Annotated in this window: 16 protein-coding genes; 10 read left to right on the forward strand and 6 right to left on the reverse strand. The window is 38.4% G+C overall.

Annotated features, from left to right (window positions below; translation table 11 throughout):
- Nucleotides 1-3: 3 nt before the first annotated feature.
- A complete protein-coding gene (locus MHB58_RS02360; protein WP_340734602.1) occupies nucleotides 4-405 on the reverse strand; it encodes a YrvL family regulatory protein in 402 nt (133 codons plus the stop codon).
- 272 nt (nucleotides 406-677) lie between these two features.
- On the opposite strand from MHB58_RS02360, the gene MHB58_RS02365 reads away from it, so the two are divergent.
- From MHB58_RS02365 to MHB58_RS02390, 6 genes are all read left to right on the forward strand, one after another.
- Nucleotides 678-1,232 (forward strand): glycerol-3-phosphate acyltransferase, encoded by a 555-nt coding sequence (locus MHB58_RS02365; protein ID WP_065216676.1) that lies wholly within the window; start codon nucleotides 678-680, stop codon nucleotides 1,230-1,232.
- On the forward strand, nucleotides 1,219-2,736 hold the full coding sequence (locus MHB58_RS02370; protein ID WP_340734603.1) for an aminotransferase class V-fold PLP-dependent enzyme: 1,518 nt from the start codon (nucleotides 1,219-1,221) through the stop codon (nucleotides 2,734-2,736). Before MHB58_RS02365 ends, MHB58_RS02370 begins: the two co-directional genes overlap by 14 nt.
- A gap of 209 nt (nucleotides 2,737-2,945) precedes the next feature.
- Entirely contained in the window at nucleotides 2,946-3,491 is a 546-nt protein-coding gene (locus tag MHB58_RS02375; protein ID WP_008404685.1) for an RNA polymerase sigma factor, read from the forward strand.
- A gap of 151 nt (nucleotides 3,492-3,642) precedes the next feature.
- The gene (locus tag MHB58_RS02380; protein ID WP_008404683.1) at nucleotides 3,643-3,990 is read left to right on the forward strand and encodes a DMT family transporter; all 348 of its coding nucleotides are present in this window, start codon (nucleotides 3,643-3,645) and stop codon (nucleotides 3,988-3,990) included.
- On the forward strand, nucleotides 3,991-4,305 hold the full coding sequence (locus MHB58_RS02385; RefSeq protein ID WP_008404681.1) for a DMT family transporter: 315 nt from the start codon (nucleotides 3,991-3,993) through the stop codon (nucleotides 4,303-4,305).
- A 101-nt stretch (nucleotides 4,306-4,406) separates the two neighbouring features.
- The gene (locus tag MHB58_RS02390) at nucleotides 4,407-4,973 is read left to right on the forward strand and encodes a TetR family transcriptional regulator (protein WP_065216674.1); all 567 of its coding nucleotides are present in this window, start codon (nucleotides 4,407-4,409) and stop codon (nucleotides 4,971-4,973) included.
- Nucleotides 4,974-5,050: 77 nt separating this feature from the next.
- On the opposite strand, the gene MHB58_RS02395 is transcribed toward MHB58_RS02390, so the two are convergent.
- The 5 genes from MHB58_RS02395 to MHB58_RS02415 all read right to left on the reverse strand — a co-directional run bounded on the left by MHB58_RS02395 (nucleotide 5,051) and on the right by MHB58_RS02415 (nucleotide 9,546).
- The gene (locus MHB58_RS02395) at nucleotides 5,051-5,476 is read right to left on the reverse strand and encodes a MarR family winged helix-turn-helix transcriptional regulator (RefSeq protein ID WP_008404678.1); all 426 of its coding nucleotides are present in this window, start codon (nucleotides 5,474-5,476) and stop codon (nucleotides 5,051-5,053) included.
- 24 nt (nucleotides 5,477-5,500) lie between these two features.
- Complete coding sequence (spxA, locus tag MHB58_RS02400) at nucleotides 5,501-5,902, reverse strand: transcriptional regulator SpxA (RefSeq protein ID WP_008404676.1); 402 nt, start codon at nucleotides 5,900-5,902, stop codon at nucleotides 5,501-5,503.
- Between the two features lie 618 nt (nucleotides 5,903-6,520).
- Nucleotides 6,521-8,101 carry an ABC-F family ATP-binding cassette domain-containing protein gene (locus tag MHB58_RS02405; protein WP_008404674.1) on the reverse strand — a complete coding sequence of 527 codons (1,581 nt, stop codon included), beginning with the start codon at nucleotides 8,099-8,101 and terminating at the stop codon, nucleotides 6,521-6,523.
- A gap of 133 nt (nucleotides 8,102-8,234) precedes the next feature.
- The gene (locus MHB58_RS02410; protein WP_008404672.1) at nucleotides 8,235-8,423 is read right to left on the reverse strand and encodes an SE1832 family protein; all 189 of its coding nucleotides are present in this window, start codon (nucleotides 8,421-8,423) and stop codon (nucleotides 8,235-8,237) included.
- 88 nt (nucleotides 8,424-8,511) lie between these two features.
- Nucleotides 8,512-9,546: a PseG/SpsG family protein gene (locus tag MHB58_RS02415; RefSeq protein ID WP_014824810.1), complete on the reverse strand. Its 1,035-nt coding sequence runs from the start codon at nucleotides 9,544-9,546 to the stop codon at nucleotides 8,512-8,514.
- 111 nt (nucleotides 9,547-9,657) lie between these two features.
- Between MHB58_RS02415 and MHB58_RS02420 the strand changes: the two genes are divergently transcribed.
- From MHB58_RS02420 to MHB58_RS02435, 4 genes are all read left to right on the forward strand, one after another.
- A complete protein-coding gene (locus MHB58_RS02420) occupies nucleotides 9,658-10,464 on the forward strand; it encodes an NAD(P)H-binding protein (protein ID WP_014824809.1) in 807 nt (268 codons plus the stop codon).
- A 222-nt stretch (nucleotides 10,465-10,686) separates the two neighbouring features.
- Nucleotides 10,687-11,241: an NADPH-dependent FMN reductase gene (locus MHB58_RS02425; protein WP_008404666.1), complete on the forward strand. Its 555-nt coding sequence runs from the start codon at nucleotides 10,687-10,689 to the stop codon at nucleotides 11,239-11,241.
- A gap of 280 nt (nucleotides 11,242-11,521) precedes the next feature.
- Entirely contained in the window at nucleotides 11,522-13,714 is a 2,193-nt protein-coding gene (gene helD, locus MHB58_RS02430; RefSeq protein ID WP_340734604.1) for an RNA polymerase recycling motor HelD, read from the forward strand.
- Nucleotides 13,715-13,762: 48 nt separating this feature from the next.
- The gene (locus tag MHB58_RS02435) at nucleotides 13,763-14,578 is read left to right on the forward strand and encodes an undecaprenyl-diphosphate phosphatase (RefSeq protein ID WP_008404662.1); all 816 of its coding nucleotides are present in this window, start codon (nucleotides 13,763-13,765) and stop codon (nucleotides 14,576-14,578) included.
- Nucleotides 14,579-14,684: the final 106 nt, after the last annotated feature.

Here is a 14,684-nt window from a genome sequence, read left to right on the forward strand (position 1 = left end):
AAATCAGCTTCTCATCTTTCCTTTTTTTGAGCCTGCATCAAACACCCAATACATTGTCGCTGTCGCGATGGCAAAGACAATTCCGCCATATAAAGGCAAGTAAATGGATTCCATTATGAGTGAAACTGTCATTAAAAGCGTAAAGGAGATAAGTAAGTGCGCAAAGTATTTGTGGAACCGGTGATTTTGCGTTGTTTTTAATTCAATCAGGACATCAGAAAACATAACAAACGCAAATTCAATGACTCCATAAATTAGAATGAACCAAATTAAGTTTCCCCAACCTTCAAATTCAATTCCGACAAGCAGTAAAATGCCTACTTCCACAGAAATTGCGATTCCGATGATCGCTATAAATAGTAATCCGATAAAAATAAAGCCTATAAATCCTCCGAAATTCTTCATATAAACTCCTAACAAATTTGAATAGATAATAGTTAGTATAAATGATTTTTAGAAAAAAGAGGGAAGCACGCTCCGTCAGGAAATATAAAAGTACACTTTTTTCAATTGTTCTCTAAATGATTATATGGAGTACCCGCGAATAATCATTTTATAAACCCATTTAAAGTTAAGAAATACTGTATTGTGTTTTTGATAAATATGGAAAGCAATCGGTGCAACTTCTGCTCAAATACGCTACGATAAAAATAATAATTCCAAAAAGGGTGATTAAAATGTTCTATATACTGCTAAGTTATTTACTCGGTACAATCCTTTTTGCGGTCGTTCTAGGGAAAGTAAAAGGAATTGATCTTCAGCATGCGAATAGCGGTAATCTTGGGGCACGAAATGCCGGGCGTACATTAGGGAAGTGGGCTTTTATCTTTGTGGCAGTTGGGGATGGATTAAAAGGGCTTCTTGTAGTAGTTGTAGGACGAATGCTTGAGCTTCCTGAACTGACGATTGCACTTGCTGTTATTGCTGTAGTGCTTGGCCATTTGTACCCGTTTTGGAATCGCGGAAAAGGTGGAAAAGGAGTTGCAACGGTAATTGGAGCAATGGTCGCTTTTTCACCGTTATTGATTTTCGTATTTTTAGCTGGCTTTTTATTGAGCCTGCTCGTAACAAAAAGTGCAACACTTAGTATGACAGGCGGGTTTATCTTGTATGGAATAATTATGAGTGTATATATAGAAGCAGGATTCATCGTAACAATCGCACTTGTTCTCGTTATTTGGAAACAGCGTCATAGTATTGTAGAAAGGGTGAAACCAAATGTACTGGAGTAAAATTGCAGCAACAGATGAAGAATTTGATGCAATCGCAGCATTAAACTATGAAACTTTTGTAGAGGAAATTCCCCAGCATGAACACAATCCGCTGCGTCGGCTTATCGATAAATTTCATGATGAAAATATGTATGTAATCGTCTATAAAAATATGGAAATGGTCGGTATGGTTGCATTCCGCGATACACGACCATTTTCAATCGATCGAAAAATCGGTAATGTAGAAAAATACTTGGATGCAGAAGTTTGCGAACATTTATGTGAAATCCGGCTGCTCGCGGTGAAAAAGAATCACCGGAACGGGCGTGTTTTTACGAAGCTTGCAACAGCGATCTACCGCTATTTTTATGATGTAGGATATACAGCATGCGTCATTTCCGGTACGGTCCGAGAAGAGAAAATGTATACGCAAATGGGGTTCAGGCAATTTGCGTCAGCTGTTGGAACAGAGGAAGCACGGTATTTGCCGATGGTTTTAACACGGCAGGACAGCGCGGTTTTCCGTGAGCGTCTGCGTGAACAGAATAGAGTGTTTTTCCCGGGACCAGTTGCATTGGAAAATCCGCTGATTCCGTCCACCATTTCCCATCGCTCCGTAAAATTCCAGCAGGAGCTTGATGATATGAAAAGCGGGTTATGTAAACTTGCAAAGGCAAATTACGTTATACCACTTGTCGGTACAGGGACACTTGCCAATGATGCGATGCTCGGCCAGCTGAAAAGTGAATTTCCTCTTGAAGCCGGACTAGTATTGGTAAATGGGGAATTCGGTCAACGTCTTCATAACCAGGCGAAACAGTGGGGACTACATATTGAAAAGATTGATGTTGGATGGGGAAATCCATTCGATATTGCAGAAATTGAAGCGTATTTACAAAAGGTGGGGTATCGATACATTTTATTTGTGCATGGCGAAACATCAAACAGTACATTAAATCCGCTTGCCTCGTTAGGGAAGTTGGCGGAAAAATATGAGATAAAGCTATGTGCGGACTGTATTAGTTCGTTTGGTTCCATACCATTTTCGATGCAGGGGCTTCACTATGCAACAGCAGTCAGTGGGAAGGCGCTTGGCACGGTGGCGGGACTTGCTTTCATCTTCTGTAAGGAACAACCGATTTCTAGTGATGCACCACTGTATTTGAATTTGCCTTATTATATTGAAAAGCAAATTCCGTTCACATTGCCGCATAGTTTTGTAGAGGCAGTAAGCGATGTACTAAAGTTGTATCCGGAGCGCTTTGAAGTATTGGAAAAGCGGATGGAGGCAATTAAGAATTCAACGCTTGAAGTAACAGCAACTTATCCGATGATCGCTACATGGGAGCACCCAAAAATGGCTGAAATCCTTACTGCATGCGAATTAAATGGTTTCTATCTGCATGGCGACAGCGCATATTTAAGAGAACGCAATATCGCTCAAATCAGCACAATCCAACCGAATTTTGAAAAAGATTTTAAAAAGTTAAATGAATTGCTTACTTATGTAATGGAAACTTTGTAGGGGGAGGACTATGCGGGGGATGCAGAAACATTTATTTCGTTCAAATGATTACAACCAATCTTACAGCATTGTAAGGTAATTGAAAGCCAATCCGATAGAGTGTAATTGTTTAATTTGGCACAATAAGGTCATAAGGAAATTTAACATACACATACGATGTAATTATGCCAAGTGCGCACTTCATATAAAATCTATCGGAGGACTTTCAAATGAATGAATTATTAACGACTATTTATGATGAATACAACCGCTACATTTACCATCTTTGCTTAAAGCTTACACGCAATCAAAACGAAGCAGAAGATTTAATGCAGGAAGTTTGGGTAAAAGTTGTACGCTATGAAGAATCAGTATCAAAAGTAGACCATGTAAAAGCATGGCTTACAACAATTACGATGAATACATTCCGCGACCGCTATCGCAAAAATGTACGTCGCAGTAAATACATGATGAATCAACCTGAACAATTAGACGTACCGATTTTAGATTTGGTTCCCAACAATGATTTTACGACAGAAGAACTTGTGGAAAAAACAGAAATCACAAAAATCGTGCAGGAGAAAATGGCACAGCTTGATAGCATTTACCAAAAAACTTTATGGTATTTCTATGTGGACCAATTCTCATTAGCCGAAATTTCCGAATTGATGAAAGTGTCAATCGGTACGGTGAAATCTCGTCTATTCCGCGCAAAAGCACGCTTAAAAGAAATTTTACTATCCGATAATGGTGTCGCAGAAGCAGTATTGGCTTAGTAAAAGATAGGACGAAAGCTATGGCAGAAAGTTGCCGTAGCTTTTTTTGATTGCCTGGAGATCAAACCTTTATTAATACGTGATTTGCTTTCAATAATATAATATGATAAATTATGAATGAACGTCAGTCATTAATTGTAGGAGGTAAGAGATGAAAAAGTCATGGATTTATGTAGGGTTAACAAGTTTGTGCGAATTATTATGGATTTACGGCTTCAATGTAGCAAGTGCGTCATGGCATTGGGCAATTATTATCCCACTTATCACTGTTGATTTTTATTTTTTAGCAAAAGCGTGTGAAGGACTACCGACTGGAACAGTTTATGCAATTTTCGCTGCCATTGGGACAATTGGTACGGCATTGATGGATGTTTATTTATTTGGTGAATCCTTTACAACATTGAAAATTGTATTCATAAGTATCATTGTAATAGGTGTGATGATGTTAAATATAGCGGATACATTGTCTGAACGGAAGGTAGAAAAGGGGGCGCTATAATTGGGATGGATTTTTGTAATTTTAGCTGCAATATTAGAAACAATTGGAGTTATTGGACTTAAGAAATTTAGTACCTCGAAGAAGCCGAAAGATTTAGTAACACTTGTTGCGGGTTTCGGTAGTGCTTTTTACTTTTTATATGCATCTTTTGAATATTTGCAGGTAAGTATTGCTTACGCTGTTTGGATTGGTCTTGGAACAACAGCAGCAGTCATTATTAATATGCTTTTTTTCGGCGAGTCAAGGAGCATAGGAAGAATGGTGGCTGTGTTTGTGATTGTTATTGGAGTTTCCGGATTAAAATATGTTTCATAGCATGATATTATTGTTTTGGTACATTGTTTCTTCTTTGAACTTTCGTTATCATGAAAGTAGTTTCTGAATGAACTTCATTCAACAAGATAGGGGATGGCGTATTGAATAAAAAACAAAAAATTATTGAAGCAACAATTGAGCAATTTATAAATAAAGGTGTAGAAGGCACAAAAATTTCAGATATAGTTAAGGCCGCTGGAATTGCTCAAGGCACATTTTATTTGTACTTCCCTTCAAAATTTTCAGTCATGCCTGAAATTGCTAAATATGCTGTAGATGAAATTATGAAAAGTATCGAAGAAAATGTTAATTTAGATGAGTCTTTTGACCAAAAAATTGAGCAACTTATTAAAGCAGTGTTCCAAATTAATGAGCAGAAAAAAGAGTTGTTTGCGATTTTATATGCAGGTCTTGCACAAAGTGAACATTTAAAACAATGGGAATCAATATATGCGCCGTTTTATGAGTGGGTGTATAATTTATTGAATGAAGCATTACAAAAAGGCGAAATTCGTTCGACTATTGATGCTTCACGTACATCGCGAATTTTAATTGGTTTATTCGAGTCGACAGCGGAGCAATTATATCTATACGATTCTACGACAACTGAAGAAATTCAGGCCCAATATGAGGAACTTGTTAAATTTACGAAAAGCGCATTGAAATAGATGCGTTTTTTATTTTAATAATTGACTACAATAGCTGATTGCAACAGAAAAAAGCGAGCAAAGAGCTGCTCGCTTTTTTAAAACTTCGTACATTTTTCAAAGATTGCCGTTAAAGTTTTAATTTCATCTTCTGTTAACATGCCGAACAGATTTTCGAAAAGATTGTCTACTTGCTGTTGAGAGCGTTCGAGTACTTCGATTCCTGCTTCGGTAATATGAATTTGCGAAGCGCGGCGATCCGTTTCATTTTGTGTTTTTTCAATGAGCCCCGCCTTAATGAGCTTCGTCGTCAAAACAGTCACGCCACCTGTTGTCACTTTCAGCTTTTCTGCAATGGCAGAAGGGCGCTTTGGTCCGTCTGTATGCAAATAAGCCAAAATTAAAATATGTGATTTCGAGAAGCCTAACTGATTTTGACTGTTCCATTGATTAGCAATTTTGCGTTCCAACGATGTCATCTGTTCAAAAAGTTCGGTTAACTGCTCGCGTTTATGCTCATTCATCAGTGTCAACTCCAAATATTATCACTATTCTACGGCTAATTTTTGAAGGGCATTTAATTCAAATGCACGTACTTTACGAGGGATGAAACGACGAATGTCCATTTCGTTATAGCCGATCTGAATGCGTTTTTCATCAAGTAAAATAGGGCTGCGCAACATACGAGGATGCTGCTGAATTAAGTTGTACAACTCTTGAATGGATAACTGATCAATATCAATGTCCAGATTTTTGAAATCATTCGAGTTTGTCGCAATAATTTCATCCGTACCATCTTCAGTCATACTTAAAATATGTTTAAACTCTGCTAAAGTCAAAGATTGAGAAGTTGTTCTTTTTTCAGTATAAGTAATATTATTTTCGTTTAGCCATTTCAATGCTTTTCGTGATGAGGAACAGCTCGATTGTGTATAGATTGTTACTGTCATAATTAATTTCCTCGCTTTCCCATAATCAATAATTTGGTGATAGCTTAGTTGTAAGACATTTACTTATAATAATATCTTACCAGTAAGCTATTAGTAATGCAACAAGTTTATTATATGTTTCCCTATATCTGTTTACCCATTCTTCTAATAAATTATACGTATAAAACTATAAAAAGTTTCTAATTTAATATTACAGTTTTGTAAAGTAGAAATTAGAAGAGGGAGGGGATTACTGGGCGCGGTGAGTTTTAAATGGGAAATTATTCTAATATGTAGTTGGAGAGTGCTCTAAAATACCGCGACTTTTTAATATATTCCTGAATTATGCCAGTTAGAACTTTCTGTAAAAAAATTTTTTGGAATTCAGAGGATATTGAACTGAGATTACCAATAAAACAGCATTTGTTTCAATAAAATTGGCAGTGTTTCTAATAAATGCTCGAACATTTAATATATTCGTTAGTTATAATAAAAAGTCCTTGCCAAGCGCTATTATATTGGCGGAAAATTCCGAAAACTAAAGGTAATTTTCAAATATTTGCCACATTTATTCTGGGTAAAACAAACCGAAACTCAAAACAGCGCACTCCGTAAAAGAGTGCGCTGCTTCATTAAAAACTATTTAAATTCGTTTAATTCCTTTGTTTCGCGCGTCGTGAACCAATCTTGCACGTTCCACACTTTCGTAGCCAAGCCCTCATAGAATTCCGGTTCATGCGATACAAGAACGATTGTACCTTTGAATTCTTTCATGGCGCGTTTAAGCTCTTCTTTCGCATCAACGTCCAAGTGGTTTGTCGGTTCGTCAAAGATCAACCAGTTTGTTTGATCCATCATCAGCTTGCAAAGACGTACTTTTGCCTGCTCACCACCAGAAAGAGAATTCAGTGGGCGAGTAATATGGTCCGTTTTTAGACCGGCACGTGCCAATGCAGCACGAACTTGTGCTTGTTCCATAGAAGGGAACGCATTCCATACATCATCGATCGGTGTGATTTTATCTGCTTTTACTTCCTGTTCGAAGTATGATGGCTCCAAATAGTCACCTAAAATCACTTTACCGTCCAACGGTTGAACTTTGCCTAACATTGTTTTCAGTAATGTCGATTTCCCGACACCATTCATGCCGACTAACGCAATTTTTTCACCGCGCTCGATTTGGAATGTAAGTGGCGGCAATAATGGTTTTTCTTTATCATAACCAATTACCAAACCTTCCGCTTCCACTACGTAACGGCCAGGTGTACGCGCTTCTTTAAAGCTGAACTCTGGTTTTACGGCAGTTTCCGGGCGATCAATGCGCTCCATACGATCCAACTGCTTCGCACGTGATTTGGCACGACCACTTGTTGAGTAACGTGCTTTGTTGCGTGCAATGAAATCTTCCTGCTGCTTAATAAATTCCTGCTGTTTTTCATATGCATCGATATGCTGGCGCTTGTTAATTTCAGCAAGCTCGATAAATTTCTCATATGTGGCAGTGTAACGCGTCATTTTAGCAAATTCTAAATGTAAAATCACATCGACAACATTGTTCATGAATTCCGTATCATGCGAGATTAACAGGAATGCATACGGATAGTTTTTCAAATAGTTTTTCAGCCAAGTAACATGCTCTTCATCAAGATAGTTCGTCGGCTCGTCCAGTAATAATACTTTTGGCTTTTCAAGTAAAAGCTTAGCAAGTAAAACTTTTGTACGCTGTCCACCAGATAATGCGGCAACATCACGCTCCAGGCCGATTGCATCCAACCCTAAACCACGAGCAATCTCATCAATTTTCATATCGAGGCTATAGAAGTCACCGGCATCCAATGCATCCTGGATTTCAGACATTTCTTCCAATAGGCTGTCGTAATCTGCATCAGGCTCGCCTAATTCCACAGAAATTTCATTTAAACGCTCTTCCTTCTTATATAAAGGTGCAAACGCGTCACGTAATGCATCACGCATTGAACGGCCGGCAGTTAAAACCGTATGCTGATCTAAATAACCGTAATGTGTGCCAGGCAGCCATTCCACTTTTCCTTCATCATGAATTGCTTGCCCTGTAATGATGCTCATCAATGTTGATTTCCCAACACCGTTTGCACCAACAAGTCCGATATGATCGCCTTCAACAAGACGGAACGAAACATCTTTAAATAACGTACGGTCACCAAATGAATGACCTAAATTTTCAACAGTTAATATTGCCATATATAATCCTCCGAGTGTTTAAGTGTTTGCTACTAATAACGTTGATTTTTGTTTGGCGGAAGCTTTACTCATCGCCTGCATTCCAATCAACTAGATTCTTCTGAAAAATTTATCCATTAAAAAACCCGCAACATTAAAGTGCTGCGAGCTGTTTGTTTAGTTCTGCTAGCCGTGCTTCCATATTTTCAAGGCGTGCGAGCGCTTGTTTTACTGAGTCTGCATGGCCAAGTGATTCTAGCTTTTCCATGTCGCCTTGAAGATTGATGTAATCATTCTTTAATTCGGCGATTTGCTGCTGAAGCTGGTCTTTTGTTAGCATCATTAATTACTCCTTTATTTTCGGAAATTAATCTTTTCATATTGTAACATAATGCATACATTTATGTGATGGGGAAAGCCTAATTTTTTAGTTAAATATGGGCCATATTATGACGGGCATAAGCTAAATCGAGCAGCAGGTTTTTGAGGATTTCATTATTTGTTAAAATTTCAAGACTGCGCTGCTTGCGTACAGCTCGTTCACGGCGCTGCTCATGAAGTAAAAGTTCCATCACGGCATTTTGAATAATGGATTGCTTCATTTTCCGACCTAGGCCAATATGGATAAAGCCGTTCATTTCGCGTGTGAATGCATAGTTCAGCTCATTATCCTGCTGGGCCGTTGTAATACAAGGGATCCCGGCTGCTGCCACTTTGTATGGTGTATAGTTGGCATTGCAAATAATCAAGTCTGCTTGTGGCATCAACTCGAGCAGGGCATCAGCTTTTTGAACGATGACAGTATTCTTTCGGCTTAGTGCCATCATTTTTAGACTATCAATGTCATGATGGTATTCATCGTCAATCGCGACTGAAATTTTTAATGGAATTTGCAATTGTGTTAAGTGGCGTAAAGTGCGGTAAGTCAGGTTGTTGCTATCCCCATCTTCAAATGCGACAACAATATGGGGTAGCGAATCTTTAATCGAGCTGTCAGGTTTTTCAAGGATGTGGTGTGCGACCTTTTCTAAATTTGGCGGGACGGCAAACGCATAGCTGCCTGCCAGTTCATGTGTATGCGGCTCTTCATGGGATTCCCCAAACAACGAAACGATATGACAGTCGCTAAGCTGTGCACCCATGCCAAAATCGTCAAAATGAACAATCGTCGAGCAAAACGGTTTAATCATTTCAATTTGTTCAACTTGGGTATCTTTACCTTCATGGATAATTAAATGAGGCTCCAATTCACGCATTTTCTTTTTAAGTTCGATAAAACGATCAAACTTTACAATATTTAAGCCTGTTTGGGCCAATTTATCAAGAAGCTGTTCGTTTGCAGTTTTTACAAAGAGAATGACCTCTTCATCCTGCAACAGATTTGCCAAAGTTACTGCACGCTCAAAAGGATATGTTCCTTTAATCTCACAATGCTCGATAATCCATATAATTTTTCTTTTTTGCACGTAAATCCCATCCTTTCCACTATCTCTATAAAATATGGTGGGATTGCCGAAATTATGAATGAAAGAGCTTTCTACATATACATACATCAAAATAAAGAAAAGAGGAAACATATGAAAACCATGCGTTCAGCGTTGGTCGTAGGTGCAACAGGATTGGTCGGTTCTTCCCTTGTGAAGTTATTATGCGAGAGTGAGGAGTATGCAGCTGTCAATGTCCTTTCGAGAAGACCGCTTGATTTTACGCACCCAAAATTAGTTGTAAAGCTGTGTGAATTTGATCAGATTGCAGATAAGGATATTGAATTTGCTCATGAGGTATTTTGTTGTTTAGGAACGACGATGAAAAAAGCCGGGTCAAAGCAACAATTTGAAAAGGTCGATTTTGAGTACCCATTAACGATTGCAGCCATCGCAAAAAACCGAGGAGTTGGTCATTTCATTGTTATTTCCGCAATGGGAGCAAATGAGAAGGCACTTGCTTATTATAGTCAGGTAAAGGGAAAATTGGAGGCAGAACTTATTAAAATGGATTTCCCGCGACTATCCATCGTACGTCCATCACTTATTACAGGAGATCGCCAAGAATTCCGTCTAGGAGAAACAATAGGTGATAAAGTATTAAAGGTGCTGAACCCAATCTTAGTCGGACCGTTGAAAAAGATGCATTCCATTCCGGCAACGCAAATTGCATTGGCAATGAAAGTAATTGCACTACACGGGAAAAAGCAAAAAGTGGCGATATACTTATCCGATGAAATGTTGGAAATGCAAATGCCCATTATTGAAGAGAAAGAAGCTTTAGAAGAGGAAGAAGTGAGCTTTAACTGGGATAAATACAAAGAAGAAGTGCTATCGCCAGTAGGTATTGAGGACGAAGAGGTCAATCGGAAAAACGAAAACCCAAATAATAGGGAGTAATGCTGGTTATAAGGCTAATCTTATCTGCTATTTCTGAAACCGGTCAAGAAACGAAACCGTAACGAAACTTAGCAATGCTAGTGGGAAATTATTCTAATCCCTTTCCCGATATAACAATGTAAGACGAAAGACTGAAATTGAACTTAACTAAGCAACTACCTATTAAAAAGCAATGTTATTCTGATACAATATGAGTACAATGATTTACATGGAGGAACATTTATGAAAATATTACTTGTCGATGGAACCATTTTTGGTCGTAAAACCGGCGTTCTTTTGGAACAGGTTCAACAATATATTCAAGCTTTCAACCCTTCGCTAGAATTGGAGATTTTATATTTCTCGAAATTACAGCATCAAATTTTAGATGGCAGTCCGCTAAATGATGATATGAAAAAAATGATTCAAAAATTTGAAGAAGCAGATGCTTACATTTTCGCGTCGCCGATTTTCCAGGCATCAATTCCAGGCGTACTGAAAAATGCCTTTGATATGATTCCACCAAAAGCGTTACGCTACAAGCCGGCAGCAATTATCGGCAATGGCGGAACATACCAGCATCATTTAGTACTGGAAAACCAGCTGCGTCCGATTCTTGATTACTTCCGCTGCCTAGTTACACCAAACTATGTATACACACATGCGGACCACTTCGATAAAGAAAATAAAATTATTGATGAAGATGTACACAACCGCCTGCGCGAACTTGCACGCGTATTCGTTCAATATTGCGAAATGACAAAAACATTATCAAAACAAGCAGTTGATATGCAATAACCATTAAGAAGCCTCCGTTTAAATACGGAAGCTTCTTTTTTATTACCCTCAGCAAATGCATCATAACTCCTCAAAAATTCATGTATATAAACTTGCGTATAATATATTTCTTTATTCAACATAATTTAGGATTAGGAAGATGCTATAATAGGATTGTTAAAATTTGTAATGAGGAGGATTCGTAAATAGTTTCAATTGAATCCAACGTCATTTTGAAGTACCATGAATATTTATGTAAAGAGAAGATTTTACTTCCGGAGCATTTGGAGGCGAACCGATAGTGGAACAAACGATATGGCAACAGGAAGAGACACATTTAAAGGAAATTAGTGCACTTCTAAAACAACAAATAAAGATTCAGTCCAATCATTTAAAAAAGCAAAAAGGCGACATTGTTGAGGAACGCTCACAAGCATCTTCGGAGTTTAACGATGTATCAGGGGAAAGTGCCATCCAGTTTTCGCAAATGCTGCAAACGATGCAATTGCGCGAACGGGAGTACCTGAATGCAAGCGAACAATTAAGCAAAATGCAAATTTTATATAAAAGTCCGTATTTCGGGCGTATCTCAATTGAAAATGAAGAAGGCGAACGTGAACATTTATATATTGGCCTATCGACATTCCGCGAACCTAAAACGGATGATGTGCTGATCTATGATTGGCGAGCACCGATCTCCAGCCTTTTTTATGAAAATAAAGTCGGAAAGGCGCGCTATCAAATTCCAGACGGGGAATATATACCGGTTACAATACAAGGCCGCCGTCAGTATAAAGTAAAGTACGATGAGCTTTTGCAAGTACTGGACGCGGATATTTATGTAGGCGATGAAGTGCTGCAAAGCCTGCTGTCGGATACGGCAAAAGAAAAGATGAAATCGATTGTCGCAACGATTCAAAGTGACCAGAATATCGTCATTCGTTCATCAAATAAAGATAATTTAATCGTACTCGGACCGCCCGGCAGCGGGAAAACATCTGTTGCGATGCAGCGAATTGCTTATTTACTGTATGAATACCGCCAAACAATGAATGCACGTAGTATTTTGCTTATTTCGCCATCCGATTTGTTCAATGACTACATTTCGAACGTATTGCCTGAGCTCGGTGAGGATAATGTTCAACATACGACGTATTACCGTTTATTGCGCGATTTGAAATTATCTTATTACAAAGCAGAGACAAGCTACGAAAATATTGAACGTCTTCAAAAGGGGAGCAAGGAGGAACGCGAGCACTATGCATTCAAAGGCTCGCATGCATACGTAAAGCAGCTGCTGAAATATATTGAAAGTCTAAAGAAGAGTGGCATGCCATTTTATAATTTGAAGGTGGAAGAAAAGCTGTTTGTTTCCGCTAAAAAACTGACCGACCTGTTTTATGACAAGTTCGGCACATTGGATATAGATTTTCGCCTAAAAAAAATTCGTACAGTACTGCTGGAAAAAATAGAGCAGGAAAAAAAGAAAGACCGCAAAGTATTAATGAAGGAATTAAAGGCGGTCAATACGTATATCGGCACAGATAAGGAAATCGAGCAACAGGCAAATGAAAAGCTGCAAAAAAAGTACGGCAAACTTGAAAATGCGATTCATCAGCTAGGTTTTGTGAATTTAAATAAAATGTATCTTCATTCGTTAACATTCCAAAACGATAATTTAAAAACACAAATGATTCAGGCTGTAACGACTGAAACGCTGAAACAGCGCATATTATATTACGAAGATTTGGCCCCAATCATGTATATGCAAGCGGTTGTAAAAGGCTTGTATACGGATAATACAATTAAACATATTGTCATTGATGAAATCCAAGACTATTCGTATTTGCAATTGTTGACGATTAAAGCAATGCATCCAAAAGCGCATTACACGTTGCTGGGTGATAAAAACCAGGTTGTGCATCCGCAAATGAAGGATTCGCTGGCAGGTCCATTGTCCAAGCATTTCAAAGCTGTCGAGCTGAATAAATCATATCGTTCGACAAATGAAATTACCGATTTTATGAGCGCGATTTTGAACAACACGACAACCGAGTCGCTTGGTGTATCTGGAGATAAGCCACAAATGATCGAAACGAAATCAGTGGGTGAAACAATTGCTCGTCTTGTCGGTTCGCATTATAAAGAAGAGGAAAGCTTCGTCATCTTATGCAAAAATAAGCTGGCATGCGAACAATTATACAATGAATTAAAACCGCTTCTTCCACAGCTTCAGCTCGTTACAGAAGAACAGAAAGTTTATATGAAAGGGTTGCTCATCATGCCAGGCTATATGGCGAAAGGCTTTGAATTTACAACTGTTCTTGTGGCAGATGCCAATGCCCATGCATACCGGGAAGAGATGGATGCGTATTTACTGTATACAATTGCTTCTCGAGCGACCCGCCACTTATTTTTAGTAACGGACGGAACAATGCCAAAAGCGCTTGCACACATCAAAGAACAGTATTATCGTAAGGAAGTGAACATTTAGGCGTCTTTTGCGTCTAACAGAGGAGAACTACTTTTTTAGGAGATACAAATGGAAAATTTTGATTTAATTTTAGTGTTAAAGCATTTTATTATCGGTATTGTCCAAGGCTTAACTGAACCAATTCCGGTGTCATCAAGCGGGCATGTCATGATTGTAAGTGAACTTCTGGGAATGGGTGAACAGGGCTTTACATTCGCGATTCTAACGAATACGGCATCATTGATTGCGATTATGTTTATTTACCGTGAAGATATTATTCGATTAATTACTGGATTTTTACTGTATATTAAAACACGAAATGCGCGATACCGTACAGACTTTAATTTTGCACTGTATGTCATTATCGGTTCGATTCCAGCAGGTGTTTTAGGTGTTTTGCTGAGTGATGTTATTGCAGATAGTGTGAGCATGACGACGATTGCGATTATGCTGTTTGTGACAGGTATTGCCTTATGGTTAATTCGAAATTTACGCGGAACGAAACGTGATGGGGATTTATCAGCAAAGGATGCCTTATTAGTAGGTTTTGGGCAGGCTGTAGCATTAACACCGGGAATTAGCCGGTCAGGTGCAACAATTATTTCCGCAATTGCTGTTGGAATGAAACAGGAGACGGCACTGCGTTTCTCATTCATGCTGTATATTCCGGTAAGTTTAGGTGGTGTCGTATTAGGGTTTACGGACTTCCTCGATGAGCCAAACAAAATGGATTTAGCCATTCCGTATACAGTTACATTCCTTGCGACATTGTTTATGACATATTTCGCTATGCGATGGTTCATGGGGATTATGAAAAACGGAAAGCTCCACTACTTTACGTATTACTGCTTTTTAGTAGGTATTTTATTATTAATATTCTTTTAAAACAAATGAACACGCTCGTAGTCTTTAAGGCTATGAAGCGTGTTTATTTGTTTTAAGGAGAAGGAGGAGCTAATGCAGATGCATGCATAACTTGATTGATCCTTTT

The organism is Solibacillus sp. FSL K6-1554 (assembly GCF_038005185.1).
Taxonomy (GTDB): domain Bacteria; phylum Bacillota; class Bacilli; order Bacillales_A; family Planococcaceae; genus Solibacillus; species Solibacillus silvestris.